Raw genomic sequence first — 15371 nt, forward strand, 5'->3', positions numbered from 1 at the left:
CCGGCTCCTGCCTGACACCTTGACCCCGTTCGGACGGTCCCGCGTGTATCTACCCGGTCAACGGGTCGGCACGCCCACCTCCGACCATGCCTTGAGCACCGCCTCGGCCTCGTCGCCCTCCCCGAACCTGTGCTGCGCCGCCGCGACGGTCAGCTTGGCGAAGTCCGTGAAGGACGCTTCCTGGGCCAGCTCACCGCCGGTCAGCACGTCGAACCAGATCCGCCCCGCCCGCTCCCAGGCGTTACCGCCCAGAGCCGTGGCCAGCAGGTAGAACGCCCGGTTGGGGATGCCGGAGTTGATGTGGACCCCGCCGTTGTCCTCGTCCGTGTCGACGTAGTCGTCCATCGACCCGGGCTGCGGATCCTTGCCGAGCACATCGTCGTCGTACGCCGTGCCCGGAGCCTTCATCGACCGCAGCGCGACGCCGCTGACCCGGGGGGCGAGCAGCCCCGCGCCGATCAGCCAGTCGCCCTGGTCCGCGCTCTGGCCCAGCGAGTACTGCTTGACCAGGGAGCCGAAGACGTCCGAGACGGACTCGTTGAGGGCGCCCGACTGGCCCTGGTACGCAAGGTTGGCCGTGTACTGGGTGAGGCCGTGCGCCAACTCGTGGGCGATCACGTCGATCGCGACGGTGAAGTCGAGGAAGATCTCTCCGTCGCCGTCCCCGAAGACCATCTGCTCGCCGTCGAAGAACGCGTTGTTGTACTTCTCGTCGTAGTGCACGGAGCCGATGAGCGGCAGCCCCTTGCCGTCGATCGAGCTGCGGCCGTACTCCGTGAGCAGCAGATCGAAGGTGGCGCCGAGTCCCGCGTACGCACGGTTGACGCTGGCGTCCTGGGTTGCTTCCTCGCCCTCGTCACGGACCTTGACGCCCGGCAGGTCCGTGCCGTGCCGGCAGTCGTAAAGGGTGCGGTGGGGCTTGCTCGGTACCGCGTCGGAGGTGAGGACTGCCTGGGGCGTCCAGGCAAGAGCGGTCACCCGCCGGTGATGGCGCCGGGCCGCGTCGGCGTCCAGGGTGCGCCGTGCGGGATCGGCCAGGAGCGGGTCGTCGGCCTGGGACAGCTTGTCGAGGAGGTGGGGCGGCACGATGGTGCAGAAGACGGGCCGGAGCCCGTTGTTCGGTCGAGGCTGCATGCAAATGACTGTGGCACTCCGTCACCGCGCTGTCACTGGTTGCGATCGTGATTGACGAAATAGAGTGATGTATCACTGTTCCGCCTCCATGAAGAGGCGATCCCGCATACTGATACGGACCGACGCACCAGGCGCCCCTCGGTTAGTGTTGCCGCATCATGCGTTTCGGGCTGCTCCTTCTTAGCTGCCGCGGCGAGGGCCTGTAGTCGTAGGCCGGCTCCCTCCCCGCGGAGTTCGCTGTTGCCAGCGACACAGTCGGCCGCCCCTGCTGGACCTCAGAGGAGCCGTACGCCATGACCGCAGTGAATCCCCCCGCGCACACCGATGCCGTCCCCGCCCCCGTCGGTGGCCCCACTCCGGTGACCAACGCGAAGCAGCTGCAGAAGCCTTCCGGGATGCCGGTCCACAAGTACCGCGGGTACGAGGCGGTGGACATCTCCGACCGCACCTGGCCGGACAACCGCATCACCGTGGCGCCCCGGTGGCTGTCCACCGACCTGCGTGACGGCAACCAGGCCCTGATCGACCCCATGTCGCCGGCCCGTAAGCGCGAGATGTTCGACCTGCTCGTACGCATGGGCTACAAGGAGATCGAGGTCGGCTTCCCGTCCTCCGGCGAGACGGACTTCGCGTTCGTACGCTCCATCATCGAAGAGGGCGCGATCCCCGAGGACGTGACGATCTCCGTCCTGACGCAGGCCCGCGAGGAACTGATCGAGCGCACCGTCGAGTCGCTGGTCGGCGCGCGGCGCGCCACCGTCCACCTGTACAACGCCACCGCACCCACCTTCCGCCGCGTGGTCTTCCGCGGCTCGAAGGAAGAGGTCAAGCAGATCGCCGTGGACGGCACCCGCCTGGTCATGGAGTACGCGGACAAGATCCTGGGCGACGAGACGATCTTCGGCTACCAGTACAGCCCGGAGATCTTCACCGACACCGAGCTGGACTTCGCCCTGGAGGTCTGCGAGGCCGTCTGTGACGTCTGGCAGCCGGAGGAGGGCCGCGAGATCATCCTCAACCTGCCCGCCACCGTGGAGCGTTCGACGCCCTCCACCCACGCGGACCGCTTCGAGTGGATGTCCCGCAACCTGTCCCGCCGTGAGCACGTCTGCCTGTCCGTGCACCCGCACAACGACCGGGGCACCGCCGTCGCCGCCGCCGAACTGGCGATCATGGCGGGTGCCGACCGTATCGAGGGCTGCCTGTTCGGCCAGGGCGAGCGCACCGGCAACGTCGACCTGGTCACCCTGGGCATGAACCTCTTCTCCCAGGGCGTGGACCCGCAGATCGACTTCTCGCAGATCGACGAGATCCGCCGCACCAGTGAGTACTGCAACCAGATGGAGGTCCACCCGCGCCACCCCTACGCGGGCGACCTGGTCTACACCGCCTTCTCCGGCTCCCACCAGGACGCCATCAAGAAGGGGTTCGACGCCATGGAGGCCGACGCCGCCTCCCAGGGGAAGACCGTCGACGACATCGAGTGGGCGGTGCCCTACCTGCCGATCGACCCGAAGGACGTCGGCCGCTCCTACGAGGCGGTCATCCGGGTCAACTCGCAGTCCGGCAAGGGCGGAATCGCCTACGTCCTGAAGAACGACCACAAGCTGGACCTGCCGCGCCGGATGCAGATCGAGTTCTCCCGGATCATTCAGGCCAAGACCGACGCCGAGGGCGGCGAGGTCACGCCGACGCAGATCTGGTCGACCTTCCGGGACGAGTACCTGCCGAGCCCCGAGAACGCCTGGGGGCGCGTGCAGATCCGCTCGGGTCAGACGACGACCGGTTCCGACGGCCAGGACACGATCACCGTCGAGGCCACCGTCGACGGCTCGGACACGGTGCTGACGGGCACGGGCAACGGCCCGATCTCCGCGTTCTTCGAAGCGCTGCAGGCCATCGGCATCGACGCCCGTCTGCTCGACTACACCGAGCACACGATGAGCGAGGGCGCGAGCGCGCAGGCCGCCTCCTACATCGAGTGCGCGATCGACGGCAAGGTGCTGTGGGGCATCGGTATCGACGCCAACACCACGCGCGCCTCGCTCAAGGCGGTCGTCTCCGCGGTCAACCGCGCGACCCGCTGACTCCGTCACGCGGCATTCCGGACATACGTCTGATACGCCGCTGAACTGCCCGGCCCGAGAGCCCCGTTCACCCGCCGAGGGTGGGCGGGGTTCGGCCATATACCGGGGTTTTGACCTCCGGGATACTGACGCCACATCACGCATGTGGCTAACATCACGTCCAGCGCGGCAATGTTGCCGTGGGGTTACGGAGGTGTGCGACGTGCGGACAGCCAAAGGACAACGCGCCGTAAGACTACGCATCTACGGCATCCGTACCGTCTGGGACACCGTCGGCGACGGAGAGTTCTTCTGCCCGTGCTGCGGGGGCGACCGCAACTACCGGCGTCTCACGGGACGCCACCGCCTCACCGTCCTCGGGCTGCCGCTGCTCGCCCGGGGAAGCGCCGGGCCCGTCGTCGAATGCGCCGCCTGCGGGACGCACTTCGCGCCCGACGCCCTCGACCACCCCACCACCACCCGCTTCTCGGCCATGCTGCGGGAGGCCGTGCACACCGTCACGCTCGCCGTGCTCGCCGCGGGCGGCACCACCTCCCGTACGGTCCTGGAGACCGCCGCGGCCACCGTCCGCGACGCGGGACTCGACGACTGCTCCCAGGAACAGCTCTTCACCATCGTCGAGGTGCTCGCCGCGGACACCGGGCCCGGTGACGGGACCGACCCCGCGGCCGAGGCCTGCGGCGCCGCCCTCGCCATAGAGCTCCACGAGGTCCTGAAGCCGCTCGCGCCGCACCTGGCCGTGCCCGGCCGCGAGGCGGTCCTGCTGCGGGGCGCCAGGATCGCGCTCGCCGACGGGCCGTACAGCCAGGCGGAGCGCGAGGTGCTGACCACGGTGGGGGGCGCGCTCCAGCTCTGTCCCGCGGACACGGCGAAGCTGCTGGAGGCGGCGCGTACGCCTTCGTAGGCCCGCGTACGCCCCAGGGCCTCTCGTTCGGACCGGCCCCCGCTCCCTGATACAGCCTGATCTGGACGAAAGACCCTGAGAGGGCCTGCCGGTGCCCCGGTGGGCGACAATGGGTGCATGAGCTTGTTCCGGGACGACGGCGTCGTGCTGCGTACGCAGAAGCTGGGCGAGGCCGACCGGATCATCACGATCCTGACCCGCGGCCACGGGCGGGTGCGCGCGGTCGCGCGCGGGGTGCGCCGCACCAAATCCAAATTCGGGGCGCGGCTCGAACCCTTCTCCCACGTGGACGTGCAGTTCTTCGCGCGCGGCAGTGAGCTGATCGGCCGGGGGCTTCCGCTCTGCACCCAGAGCGAGACGATCGCTCCGTACGGCGGCGGGATCGTCTCCGACTACGCCCGCTACACCGCCGGCACCGCCATGCTGGAGACCGCGGAGCGGTTCACCGACCACGAGGGCGAGCCCGCGGTCCAGCAGTACCTGCTGCTCGTCGGCGGGCTGCGTACCCTCGCGCGCGCCGAACACGCGCCGAACCTCATCCTGGACGCGTTCCTGCTGCGCTCCCTGGCCGTCAACGGTTACGCCCCCAGCTTCGTCGACTGCGCCAAGTGCGGAATGCCCGGCCCGAACCGGTTCTTCTCCGTCGCCGCGGGCGGCGTCATATGCGGCGACTGCCGGGTGCCCGGCAGCGTCGTACCCTCGGCGGAGGCCGTCGAACTGCTGAGCGCGTTGCTCAGCGGCGACTGGGAGACGGCGGACGCGTCCGAGGCGCGTCATGTCAGGGAGGGGAGCGGGCTCGTGTCCGCCTATCTGCACTGGCATCTGGAGCGCGGCCTGCGCTCGCTGAGGTACGTAGAGAAGTGACACAGGGAGACGAGAGAAGCCCATGGCAGTACGCGGGATGCTCGGTGGCCGTAACCGGCGTGAGTACAAGACCCCCGAGCCGCACCCCTCCGGCGCCACCCCGCCGAAGATCCCCGGCGAGCTCGTGCCCAAGCACGTCGCCGTCGTGATGGACGGGAACGGCCGCTGGGCCAAGGAGCGGGGTCTTCCGCGCACCGAGGGCCACAAGGTCGGTGAGGGCGTCGTCATGGACGTCCTCAAGGGCTGCATCGAGATGGGCGTCAAGAACCTCTCGCTGTACGCCTTCTCCACGGAGAACTGGAAGCGCTCGCCGGACGAGGTGAAGTTCCTCATGAACTTCAACCGGGACGTCATCCGCCGCCGCCGCGACGAGATGGACGAGCTCGGCATCCGTATCCGCTGGGTCGGCCGCATGCCGAAGCTGTGGAAGTCCGTAGTCCAGGAGCTCCAGGTCGCCCAGGAGCAGACCAAGGACAACGACAAGATGACGCTGTACTTCTGCGTCAACTACGGCGGCCGGGCCGAGATCGCCGACGCGGCGCAGCGCATCGCCGAGGACGTCGCGGCGGGGAAGCTCGACCCGTCGAAGGTCAACGAGAAGACGTTCGCGAAGTACATCTACTACCCGGACATGCCGGACGTGGACCTCTTCGTGCGCCCCAGCGGGGAGCAGCGCACGTCCAACTACCTGATCTGGCAGAGCGCGTACGCCGAGATGGTCTTCCAGGACGTCCTGTGGCCGGACTTCGACCGGCGTGACCTGTGGAACGCGTGTCTGGAATTCGCCCGGCGCGACCGGCGCTTCGGCGGTGCCGAGGAGATCACCAAGACCTGAGACGGAGCGGAGGGGGCCCCGTCGCCGGGGCCCCCTCCGGGGTCGGTCGTCCTGGAGCCGGGACTCAGCCCTTGGCGCCCGCGCAGTCCGAGCAGGTCCCGAAGATCTCCACCGTGTGGGCCACGTTCACATAGCCGTGCTGCGAGGCGATGGTCTCGGCCCACTGCTCCACGGCGGGACCCTCCACCTCGACGGCCTTGCCGCAGACGCGGCAGACCAGATGGTGATGATGGTCACCGGTCGAGCACCGCCGGTAGACCGCCTCGCCGTCGGTCGTGCGCAGCACGTCTACCTCGCCGGCGTCGGCGAGGGACTGGAGCGTGCGGTAGACCGTGGTCAGCCCGACCGAGTCACCCCGGTGCTTGAGGACATCGTGCAGGTCCTGGGCACTGCGGAACTCGTCGACCTCGTCGAGCGCCGCCGCGACCGCCGCCCGCTGCCGGGTGGACCGGCCGCGCACAGGAGCCGCGTTCGTGCCACTGATCGGCGCCGTCGCCACAGCTGCCTCCTCATGTCGCCCGTACGTATGTCGGGCCATTGTGCCAGCCCGCCCCGGCGGCACGGTCACACCCGAACGTCGTCCGAGGCCGGGCGGGCCGCCGGTACCTCAAGGGTGCACCGGTCCTCCTCGCTCTCGCGGTCCTTGGCGCGCCTGCGGGCCAGCGGCGTGGCGAGCGCCGTCAGCAGGACGAACGCGGCGATGGCCAGCAGGACGATCGTCGCGCCGGGCGGCACGTCCTGGTAGTACGAGGTCACGGTGCCGGCCAGGGTGACGGCCGTACCGATGACGACGGCCAGGACGAACGTCACCTTGAAGGACTTCGAGATCTGCTGGGCGGCCGCGACCGGCACCACCATCAGCGCGCTGACCAGCAGCAGGCCGACGACCCGCATCGCCACGGTGACGGTGACGGCGGCCGTCACGGCGACCAGCAGGTTGAGCGCGCGCACCGGCAGCCCGGTGACCCGGGCGAACTCCTCGTCCTGGCTGACCGCGAACAGCTGCCGCCGCAGCCCCACGGTGACCAGCACCACGAGGGCGGCCAGCACGACGATCGCGGTGACGTCCTCCTCGGAGACCGTGGACAGGGAGCCGAAGAGGAACGAGGTCAGGTTGGCGTTGGAGCCGGTGTCCGAGAGGTTGATCAGCATCACTCCGCCCGCCATGCCGCCGTAGAACAGCATGGCCAGGGCGATGTCGCCGCGCGTGCGTCCGTACCAGCGGATCAGCTCCATCACGACCGAACCCGCCACGGCGACGAGCGTCGCCATCCAGACGGGGTTGGTGGAGAGCAGGAAGCCGAGGCCGACGCCGGTCATCGCGACGTGTCCGATGCCGTCGCCCATCAGGGCCTGGCGGCGCTGGACCAGATAGATGCCGATGGCGGGGGCGGTGATCCCGACCAGGACGGCCGCGAGCAGCGCCCGCTGCATGAAGGGGGGGTTCAGGAATTCCAGCATGATCAGCTCAGCAGTCCCGTCCGGACGGGCTCGGAGGCCGCGTGGGGGTGTACGTGGTCGTGGCCGGGCAGCGCGTGCTGTCCCACGGCCTCGGGGGGCGGGCCGTCGTGCGTGACACAGCCGTCGCGCAGGACGATCGCCCGGTCGATCAGCGGCTCCAGGGCACCGAGCTCGTGCAGGACGAGCAGCACGGTCGCCCCGCCGGCGACCTGCTCGCGCAGTGTCGTGGCGAGGATCTCCTGGCTGGCCAGGTCGACGCCGGCCATCGGCTCGTCCATGATCAGCACCTCGGGCTCGGCGGCGAGCGCGCGGGCGATCAGGACCCGCTGGTGCTGGCCGCCGGAGAGGGCGTTCACGGAGTCCCTGGCGCGGTCGGTGAGGCCGACGAGCTCGATGGCCCGGTCCACGGCCGCACGGTCGGCCTTGCCGAGCGGTCCGAACCTCGTACGCGACAGCCGCCCGGAGGCGACGACCTCGCGGATCGTGGCGGGGACGCCGCCCGCCGCCGTGGTGCGCTGCGGTACGTATCCGACGCGGCCCCACCGGCGGAAGCGGCGCAGCGGCGTGCCGAACAGCTCGACGGTCCCGCCGGTGAGCGGCACCTGGCCGATGACGGAGCGTACGGCCGTGGACTTGCCGGAGCCGTTGGCCCCGAGCAGGGCGACCACTTCGCCGCGGTGGACGGTGAGGTCGACACCGCGCAGCACCGGGCGGGCGCCGAGCGTCGCCGTGGCCCCGCGCATGCTGATCACGGGTTCTGGCGTACTGGGCTCAGGCATGATCGCCTCCGGTGCTGCGGCTGGTTCGGGATGCTGCTCGGGTCACTTCGCGCCGAGTGCCTTCTGCAGCGCGGCCAGGTTGGACTGCATGACCTCGAGATAGTCAGCGCCCGCGGACTTGTCGGTAATTCCCTCGAGCGGGTCCAGGACGCCGGTCTTCAGGCCGAGGTCCTTCGCCAGGGTCCTGGCGGTCTTGTCACTGGCGAGCGTCTCGAAGAACACGGTGGTCGCCTTGTTCTCCTCGGCGACGTGATGGATCTCGTCGATCCGGGCCGGGCTGGGCTCCGTCTCGGGGTCGAGGCCGGCGATGCCCTCCTGGGTGAGGCCGTAACGCTCGGCGAGGTACCCGAAGGCGGAGTGCGTGGTGATGAACGTCTTCGTCGCGGTGTTCCTCAGCCCGGTCTCGTAGGCCTTGTCCAGCTTGTTCAGCTCGGCGACCAGGGTCTCGGTGTTCTTGCGGTAGTCGGCGGCGTTGTCCGGGTCGGCCTTCTCGAAGGACTTCCCGACGCCCTCGGCGACCTCGGCGTACTTCACCGGGTCCAGCCAGATGTGCGGGTCGAGGCCCGCCTCCTCGGAGTGCTCCTCGCCCTCGTGCTCCCCGCCCTCCTCGGCGCCGTGGTCGTGTCCGTCGACCTCGGAGCCGTGGCTCTCGAGCGTGGTGAGTCCGGCCGCGTCCACGGTGTTCTTCACACCGGCCTGTGCGACGGCGTCGTCGACGGCGGGCTGGACGTTCTTGAGGTACAGGATGTAGTCGGCGTCGCCCAGACCGCCGATCTGCCGGGGGGAGAGCTCCAGATCGTGCGGCTCCACGCCCGGCTTCGTCAGTGAGGTGACGGAGACGTGCGACCCGCCGATCTCCTCGGCCAGGAACTGCATCGGGTAGAAGGACGCCACCACGTCCAGCTTGCCGTCGCTCCCGCCCTCGGCCGCGTCGGAGGAGGAGCAGGCGGAGAGTGCGGTGAGGCCGAGGGCGACTGCTCCGGCGACGGCGGCTGTGGGTATGAGGCGGCGTACGTTCATGACAGTCATTTTCAACAAAAGTGGAAACGATTGTCAACAAGGCTGATGAGATGCCCGGATCAGGACCCGGTGACCGCGATGCGCCCCACCGATTTGATATGGGGGGTGCGCCCGCCGGTAATCTGGGGTATTCGCCCGCCCGTCACCCGACCACCACCCCCCACCGAGGCGCTCCGCGCCCCTGTCTGTACGTCATTCCTCACCGAGGCGTTCGCGCCGCCCACCTGTCCAGTTCCGCCGTCGTAATGAAGAGAGCACCGTGGCCGCCGACAAGATCGACACCATCGTCAGCCTGAGCAAGCGCCGTGGCTTCGTCTACCCCTGCAGTGAGATCTACGGTGGCCAGAAGGCCGCCTGGGACTACGGGCCCCTGGGCGTCGAGCTGAAGGAGAACCTCAAGCGCCAGTGGTGGCGCTACATGGTCACCTCGCGCGAGGACGTGGTCGGTCTCGACTCGTCGGTCATCCTGGCCCCCGAGGTCTGGGTCGCGTCCGGTCACGTCGCCACGTTCTCCGACCCGCTCACCGAGTGCACCTCCTGTCACAAGCGTTACCGCGCGGACCACCTGGAGGAGGCGTACGAGGAGAAGCACGGCAAGCCTCCCGTGAACGGCCTGGCCGACCTGAACTGCCCCAACTGCGGTAACAAGGGCACCTTCACCGAGCCCAAGCAGTTCTCCGGCCTGCTCTCCACGCACCTCGGCCCGACCCAGGACTCCGGTTCGGTCGCCTACCTGCGCCCCGAGACCGCCCAGGGCATCTTCACCAACTTCGGCCAGGTGCAGCAGACCTCGCGCAAGAAGCCGCCGTTCGGTATCGCGCAGATGGGCAAGTCCTTCCGGAACGAGATCACTCCGGGCAACTTCATCTTCCGCACGCGCGAGTTCGAGCAGATGGAGATGGAGTTCTTCGTCAAGCCGGGCGAGGACGAGCAGTGGCAGGAGTACTGGATGGAGCAGCGCTGGAACTGGTACACCGGTCTCGGCCTGCGCGAGGAGAACATGCGGTGGTTCGAGCACCCCGCGGAGAAGCTCTCCCACTACTCCAAGCGCACCGCTGACATCGAGTACCGCTTCCGCTTCGGCGGCAGCGAGTGGGGCGAGCTCGAGGGCGTCGCCAACCGCACCGACTACGACCTCACGGCGCACTCCAAGGCGTCCGGCACGGACCTCTCCTACTTCGACCAGGAGAAGGGCGAGCGCTACACGCCGTACGTCATCGAGCCCGCGGCCGGTGTCGGCCGCTCGCTGCTGGCGTTCCTCCTCGACGCCTACAACGAGGACGAGGCCCCCAACGCCAAGGGCGTCATGGAGAAGCGCGCCGTGATGCGCCTCGACCCGCGCCTCGCACCGGTCAAGGTCGCCGTCCTGCCGCTGTCCCGCAACCCGCAGCTGTCGCCGAAGGCCAAGGGCCTCGCCGCCGACCTGCGGCAGAACTGGAACATCGAGTTCGACGACGCGGGCGCCATCGGCCGCCGCTACCGCCGCCAGGACGAGATCGGCACGCCGTTCTGCGTCACCGTCGACTTCGACACCCTCGACGACAACGCGGTGACCGTGCGCGAGCGCGACACGATGAAGCAGGAGCGCGTCTCCCTGGACCAGATCCAGAGCTACCTCGGCTCCCGACTCCTGGGCTGCTGAACGCACTCGACCTCATAACGAAGCCCCCGGTTCCGGCGTACGGAACCGGGGGCTTCGTGCACACTGGGCGCACTCGTCCACAGGGAGGCCCCACATGCCGTCCATGACCACGAGCAAGGTCACCAGATGGGACCAGCACGGCCGTGAACACGTCGTCCACGTAAGGAAGTCGGGGATGCAGCGGCAGCTGACCTGCGACACCTGCGGGTGGCGCAAGGGGGCGCAGTTCCTGCCCTGGCTCAAGGCCGAGGAGCACCTGACCGAGGCCCATCAGGCCACGGTCGACCCGACCGCCTGAGCCGGCCCGGGAGCGTGGCCGAAAAAAACCGGATGAGGCACCCCTCCGGCCGGGGTACCTTTTCGGCATGTCTTCGTTCTTCCAGATCTACGAGTGAGCGCGCGACGGGCCGACCGCCCGTCGCCCATCGGATCGATTCACGACACGTCATCCTCACTTCCGCAACTCAAGAATGGGAGAACGCCGTGGCCAAGAGCCGCAACAACCTCCTCGGCGTGGGCGGACAGCGCAAGAAGCTGTCCCGCGCCGAACAGCAGGGCGCGGGCCCCGCGCGCGACAACGACCGCAAGGCCGCCGAGGACAAGAAGCAGGAGCTGGTGCGCAAGATGCGTGAGCGCGCCGCCGCCGAGGCCGCACCGGCGCAGGACGCTCCGGCCGAGAGCTGACCTCGCGCCACCCGTACGACCACGGGCCCGGATCACCTCGGTGATCCGGGCCCGTGTCCGTCCGCCCTCACCTCACCGTGCGGGGCAGCCGCAGGCTCAGCAGGGTCGTCAGGACGACGGCCGCCAGCTGCACCAGCAGCGTCACGACCAGGGCGTCGCGCATCCCCGAGCCGGGTGCCAGCGCGAGGAACAGCGTCCCGAGCGTGGCGACCCCGAGCGCCAGGGCGGCCTGCTGGGTGGTGGTCATCACGCCGCCGCCCACCCCCGCCCGGTCGGACGGCACGTCGGACAGCACGATCCGGATCAGGACGGGGAGTTGCAGCCCCTGCCCCAGTCCCGAGATCGCCATGCCCGGCAGCAGGCCGAGCAGCCCGAGGCCGGGCCAGGAGCTCCACACGGTCAGCGCCAGCACCGCGACGCCCGTCCCCTGGATCAGCCCGCCGGCCGTCACCACCCGGCTGCCGAAGCGCCGTACGAGCCGGGGGCCGGCCAGCGAGGCCGCGAAGAAGGCGGCGGCCATCGGCGCGAGGGACAGTCCGGCCGCGGCCGGGCCCATCTCCAGTCCCTGCTGGAGGGCGACCGCGATCACGAACATGAAGCCGCCGAAGCCGATCGAGAACGGCACGACCAGGATCAGGCCGCGCCGCAGCGACTCCAGCCGCAGCAGGCTCGGCGGCACGAGCGGTGTCCGCCCCTGCGCGTCGGCCCGCCGCTCCACCCGGTAGAAGGCCACCGCCGCGAACGGGAACAGGCCGAGTGACACCCAGGTCCAGAGCGGCCAGCCCGCCGCCCGCCCCTCCGTGAGCGGGGCCAGCAGCGTCACCAGGGAGACGGCCAGCAGGAGCGTGCCCGGTACGTCGACGGGCGCCGGCCGGTCCGAGCGGCTCTCCGGCACCGAGCGGACGGCCAGGAACAGCCCCACCACCGCCACGGGCACGTTCACCAGGAACACCGACCGCCAGCCCGCGCTCTCCCCGAAGACGGAGGACAGCGGGGCGGCGGAGACCAGGACACCGCCGAGGATCTGGCCGGCGACCATGGAGAGCCCGGCGGTCGCCCCGTACAGGCTCATGGCCCGCGCCCTGTGGTGGCCGGTCGTGCCCGACTGGATGGTGGCGAGCACCTGCGGCAGCATCAGGGCCGCGGCGGCGCCCTGGGCCACCCGCGCCCCCACCAGGGTCCAGGCGTCCGGGGCCAGTCCGCAGGCGAGGGAGGTGAGACCGAAGGCGGCCATCCCGATGAGGAAGAGCCTGCGCCGTCCGGCCATGTCGCCGAGCCGGCCGCCGAGGACGAGCAGCACCGCGTAGGAGAGGCCGTAGCCCGCGACGACCAGCTCCAGCAGAGCGGGGCCCGCGGCCAGGTCGTGGTCGATGGTGGGCAGGGCGACGTTGACGATGAAGAAGTCGATGAGCGGGAGCGCCGCGCCGAGCAGCACGGTGAACAGCCCGAGCCCGCCGAGCACCGGTGCGGGGTGGTCGTACCGCGCGCCGGGGGCGCGGGTGGCGGATGCGTTGGTCAGTACAGATGATTCACTCACGCCATCGACGATGGACCCGTACTCAGCCTGGTACCAGAGTCTCCTTATCCTGGTACACGGAGCACCTGGCAATACGCCCGGGCATTCGGCACCCTGGGAGCATGACGACCGCGGCGGCCCAGGTACCCGAGACAGACATCCGGCGGCACGAGCTCGCCGGATTCCTCCGCAGCCGTCGTGAGCGGATCACCCCCGAGCAGGTGGGCCTGCCCCGCGGCCGCCGCAGGCGGACCCCCGGGCTGCGCCGCGAGGAGGTCGCGCAGCTCTCGGCCGTCGGCGTCACCTGGTACACGTGGCTGGAGCAGGCCCGCGACATCCAGGTCTCCCCGCAGGTCCTCGACTCCCTGGCCCGCGCCCTCCTGCTCGACCGCAGCGAACGCACCCACCTCTTCTCCCTCGCCGGGGCCGTCGACCCCGCGCCGGGCTCGGACTGCACGGGCGTCACCCCGGCCTTCCACGAGATGCTCAGGCGTCTGGAGCCCTTCCCGGCCTGCGTCCAGAACAGCCGGTACGACATCCTCGCGTACAACCGCACCTACGGCCGGCTGCTGTGCGACCTGGACGCCGTCGCGCCCGAGGACCGCAACTGCCTGCTGCTCGCCTACAACAACGAGGACTGGCGCGCCTCCGTCGTCGATCTGCCCGCCATGCACCGGGTGATGGCCGCCAAATTCCGCGCCTCGATGGCGGAGCACCTGGCCGAGCCCGCCTGGAAGGCGCTGCTGCGGCGGCTGGAGGCCACCTCACCCGAGTTCGCCGAGATCTGGGCCCGGCACGAGGTGGTCGGAGCCTCGAACCGCACCAAGATCTTCCGTAACGCCCGGGTGGGACTGCTCAGGCTCGACCACACCGACCTGTGGCTCGGCCCCTCGGCGGGCCCGCGCATGGTGACGTACGTCCCCTCGGACGAGGAGTCACGGCTCGGGCTGGAGCGGCTGATGGAGTCGGTCCTCGCGGAGCCGCAGGCCGAGCCGCATCAGGAGCCCCAGGCCGGCCCGCACACGGAGCCCCTCGCCGAGCCGCGCACGGCGGCCCTCACCGGGTCCGTCGCCGAGGCCTGAGCGGGCGGGCATCCGCGCCGCGGTCCGCGTACGGGACAATGGGGCCATGACCACGCTCGCCCCCTCCCTCCCGCTGCTCCGGATCGGCCCGCACACCGTGCAGCCGCCGGTCGTGCTCGCCCCCATGGCCGGCATCACCAACGCCCCCTTCCGCACCCTGTGCCGTGAGTTCTCGGGCGGCAAGGGGCTGTTCGTCAGCGAGATGATCACCACGCGGGCGCTGGTCGAGCGCAACGAGAAGACCATGCAGCTCATCCACTTCGACGCGAGCGAGACCCCCCGCTCGATCCAGCTGTACGGGGTGGACCCGGCCACCGTCGGCAAGGCGGTCCGCATGATCGTCGACGAGGACCTCGCAGACCACATCGACCTGAACTTCGGCTGCCCCGTCCCCAAGGTCACCCGCAAGGGCGGTGGCTCCGCGCTCCCGTACAAGCGGCCCCTGCTGCGCGCGATTCTTCGCGAGGCCGTGGCCCAGGCGGGCGACCTCCCGGTCACCATCAAGATGCGCAAGGGCATCGACGACGACCACACCACGTACCTCGACGCCGGCCGCATCGCCGTCGAGGAGGGCATCACCGCCGTCGCCCTGCACGGCAGGACCACCGCCCAGCACTACGGCGGCACGGCCGACTGGGACGCCATCGCGCGCCTCAAGGAGCACGTCCCCGAGATCCCCGTCCTCGGCAACGGCGACATCTGGAGCGCCGACGACGCCCTGCGGATGATGCGCGAGACGGGCTGCGACGGCGTCGTCGTAGGCCGTGGCTGCCTGGGGCGCCCCTGGCTCTTCGGTGATCTGGTCAGCGCCTTCGAGGGCACGGGGACGAGGCAGGCGCCCGCCCTGCGCCAGGTCGCGGACGTCATGCTGCGCCACGCGACGCTGCTGGGGGAGTGGATCGGCGACGAGAGCCGGGGCGTGATCGACTTCCGCAAGCACGTGGCCTGGTACCTCAAGGGCTTCGCGGTCGGCTCGGACATGCGCAGGAGGCTCGCGGTCACCTCGTCGCTGGAGGAGCTGGGCGGGCAGCTCCAGGAGCTCGACCTGGACCAGCCCTGGCCGGACGGCGCGGACGGCCCCCGCGGCCGTACGTCCGGCAACAACCGGGTGGCGCTCCCGGACGGCTGGCTCAAGGACCCGTACGACTGCGCGGGCGTGGGCGCCGAGGCGGAGCTGGACACTTCGGGCGGCTGAGCGCCGCCCTCGCACCGGGGGCACCGAGTGCCCCATCGAAAGGCCCGCTCACATGAGCGGGCTTTTCTGCTTGGATGCGGTGCGTTCCCACGCGATTTCGCGGCACGGGTGTGTGCCCGCTCTCTTCAGGGACTCGCAGGATCACGCTCTGTTTGTCATCGGTAGCTC

At 70.0% G+C, this 15371-nt stretch carries 15 protein-coding genes; 9 read left to right on the forward strand and 6 right to left on the reverse strand.

Annotation, left to right across the window (positions count from 1 at the left end; all coding sequences use genetic code 11):
* Nucleotides 1-57: 57 nt before the first annotated feature.
* Complete coding sequence (locus tag ACIQM3_RS14825) at nt 58-1134, reverse strand: M4 family metallopeptidase (RefSeq protein ID WP_401623746.1); 1077 nt, start codon at nt 1132-1134, stop codon at nt 58-60.
* A gap of 293 nt (nt 1135-1427) precedes the next feature.
* On the opposite strand from ACIQM3_RS14825, the gene leuA reads away from it, so the two are divergent.
* The 4 genes from leuA (at nt 1428) to ACIQM3_RS14845 (ending at nt 5824) form a co-directional block, all read left to right on the forward strand.
* Nucleotides 1428-3221, forward strand: a complete 1794-nt coding sequence (gene leuA, locus ACIQM3_RS14830; protein ID WP_401623748.1) for a 2-isopropylmalate synthase — start codon at nt 1428-1430, stop codon at nt 3219-3221.
* A 202-nt stretch (nt 3222-3423) separates the two neighbouring features.
* On the forward strand, nt 3424-4125 hold the full coding sequence (locus ACIQM3_RS14835; RefSeq protein ID WP_401623749.1) for a TerB family tellurite resistance protein: 702 nt from the start codon (nt 3424-3426) through the stop codon (nt 4123-4125).
* Between the two features lie 117 nt (nt 4126-4242).
* Complete coding sequence (recO, locus tag ACIQM3_RS14840; protein WP_104785535.1) at nt 4243-4989, forward strand: DNA repair protein RecO; 747 nt, start codon at nt 4243-4245, stop codon at nt 4987-4989.
* A 22-nt stretch (nt 4990-5011) separates the two neighbouring features.
* On the forward strand, nt 5012-5824 hold the full coding sequence (locus ACIQM3_RS14845) for an isoprenyl transferase (protein ID WP_401623751.1): 813 nt from the start codon (nt 5012-5014) through the stop codon (nt 5822-5824).
* Between the two features lie 64 nt (nt 5825-5888).
* On the opposite strand, the gene ACIQM3_RS14850 is transcribed toward ACIQM3_RS14845, so the two are convergent.
* The 4 genes from ACIQM3_RS14850 to ACIQM3_RS14865 form a co-directional block, all read right to left on the reverse strand.
* A complete protein-coding gene (locus ACIQM3_RS14850; RefSeq protein ID WP_104785532.1) occupies nt 5889-6323 on the reverse strand; it encodes a Fur family transcriptional regulator in 435 nt (144 codons plus the stop codon).
* A 65-nt stretch (nt 6324-6388) separates the two neighbouring features.
* Nucleotides 6389-7288 (reverse strand): metal ABC transporter permease, encoded by a 900-nt coding sequence (locus ACIQM3_RS14855; protein WP_401624357.1) that lies wholly within the window; start codon nt 7286-7288, stop codon nt 6389-6391.
* Nucleotides 7288-8064 (reverse strand): metal ABC transporter ATP-binding protein, encoded by a 777-nt coding sequence (locus ACIQM3_RS14860; RefSeq protein WP_401623753.1) that lies wholly within the window; start codon nt 8062-8064, stop codon nt 7288-7290. The genes ACIQM3_RS14855 and ACIQM3_RS14860 overlap by 1 nt, the downstream gene beginning before the upstream one ends.
* 42 nt (nt 8065-8106) lie before the next feature.
* Entirely contained in the window at nt 8107-9084 is a 978-nt protein-coding gene (locus ACIQM3_RS14865) for a metal ABC transporter substrate-binding protein (RefSeq protein ID WP_401623755.1), read from the reverse strand.
* Between the two features lie 259 nt (nt 9085-9343).
* On the opposite strand from ACIQM3_RS14865, the gene ACIQM3_RS14870 reads away from it, so the two are divergent.
* From ACIQM3_RS14870 to ACIQM3_RS14880, 3 genes are all read left to right on the forward strand, one after another.
* Nucleotides 9344-10726: a glycine--tRNA ligase gene (locus ACIQM3_RS14870; protein ID WP_356707657.1), complete on the forward strand. Its 1383-nt coding sequence runs from the start codon at nt 9344-9346 to the stop codon at nt 10724-10726.
* Nucleotides 10727-10820: 94 nt separating this feature from the next.
* On the forward strand, nt 10821-11024 hold the full coding sequence (locus tag ACIQM3_RS14875) for a hypothetical protein (RefSeq protein ID WP_362933032.1): 204 nt from the start codon (nt 10821-10823) through the stop codon (nt 11022-11024).
* Nucleotides 11025-11209: 185 nt separating this feature from the next.
* Nucleotides 11210-11410 carry a DUF6243 family protein gene (locus tag ACIQM3_RS14880; RefSeq protein WP_401623758.1) on the forward strand — a complete coding sequence of 67 codons (201 nt, stop codon included), beginning with the start codon at nt 11210-11212 and terminating at the stop codon, nt 11408-11410.
* A gap of 67 nt (nt 11411-11477) precedes the next feature.
* Here the strand turns inward: ACIQM3_RS14880 and ACIQM3_RS14885 are convergent, their stop codons facing one another.
* Complete coding sequence (locus tag ACIQM3_RS14885; RefSeq protein ID WP_401623760.1) at nt 11478-12947, reverse strand: MFS transporter; 1470 nt, start codon at nt 12945-12947, stop codon at nt 11478-11480.
* 101 nt (nt 12948-13048) lie between these two features.
* Here ACIQM3_RS14885 and ACIQM3_RS14890 point away from each other — a divergent pair, with 101 nt between their 5' ends.
* Together ACIQM3_RS14890 and dusB are read left to right on the forward strand one after the other, a co-directional pair.
* Complete coding sequence (locus tag ACIQM3_RS14890) at nt 13049-14008, forward strand: helix-turn-helix transcriptional regulator (protein ID WP_401623764.1); 960 nt, start codon at nt 13049-13051, stop codon at nt 14006-14008.
* A 46-nt stretch (nt 14009-14054) separates the two neighbouring features.
* Nucleotides 14055-15203, forward strand: coding sequence for a tRNA dihydrouridine synthase DusB (dusB, locus tag ACIQM3_RS14895; protein WP_401623766.1), 1149 nt, complete (start codon nt 14055-14057; stop codon nt 15201-15203).
* Nucleotides 15204-15371: the final 168 nt, after the last annotated feature.

The organism is Streptomyces sp. NPDC091271 (assembly GCF_044757505.1).
Lineage (GTDB): Bacteria > Actinomycetota > Actinomycetes > Streptomycetales > Streptomycetaceae > Streptomyces.

Bases quoted from the DNA above. Each gene is read 5' to 3' on its own strand.
- ACIQM3_RS14825 (WP_401623746.1), bottom strand. From the start codon at position 1,134: ATGCAGCCTCGACCGAACAACGGGCTCCGGCCCGTCTTCTGCACCATC.
- leuA (WP_401623748.1), top strand. From the start codon at position 1,428: ATGACCGCAGTGAATCCCCCCGCGCACACCGATGCCGTCCCCGCCCCC.
- recO (WP_104785535.1), top strand. From the start codon at position 4,243: ATGAGCTTGTTCCGGGACGACGGCGTCGTGCTGCGTACGCAGAAGCTG.
- ACIQM3_RS14845 (WP_401623751.1), top strand. From the start codon at position 5,012: ATGGCAGTACGCGGGATGCTCGGTGGCCGTAACCGGCGTGAGTACAAG.
- ACIQM3_RS14860 (WP_401623753.1), bottom strand. From the start codon at position 8,064: ATGCCTGAGCCCAGTACGCCAGAACCCGTGATCAGCATGCGCGGGGCC.
- ACIQM3_RS14865 (WP_401623755.1), bottom strand. From the start codon at position 9,084: ATGAACGTACGCCGCCTCATACCCACAGCCGCCGTCGCCGGAGCAGTC.
- ACIQM3_RS14875 (WP_362933032.1), top strand. From the start codon at position 10,821: ATGCCGTCCATGACCACGAGCAAGGTCACCAGATGGGACCAGCACGGC.
- ACIQM3_RS14890 (WP_401623764.1), top strand. From the start codon at position 13,049: ATGACGACCGCGGCGGCCCAGGTACCCGAGACAGACATCCGGCGGCAC.
- dusB (WP_401623766.1), top strand. From the start codon at position 14,055: ATGACCACGCTCGCCCCCTCCCTCCCGCTGCTCCGGATCGGCCCGCAC.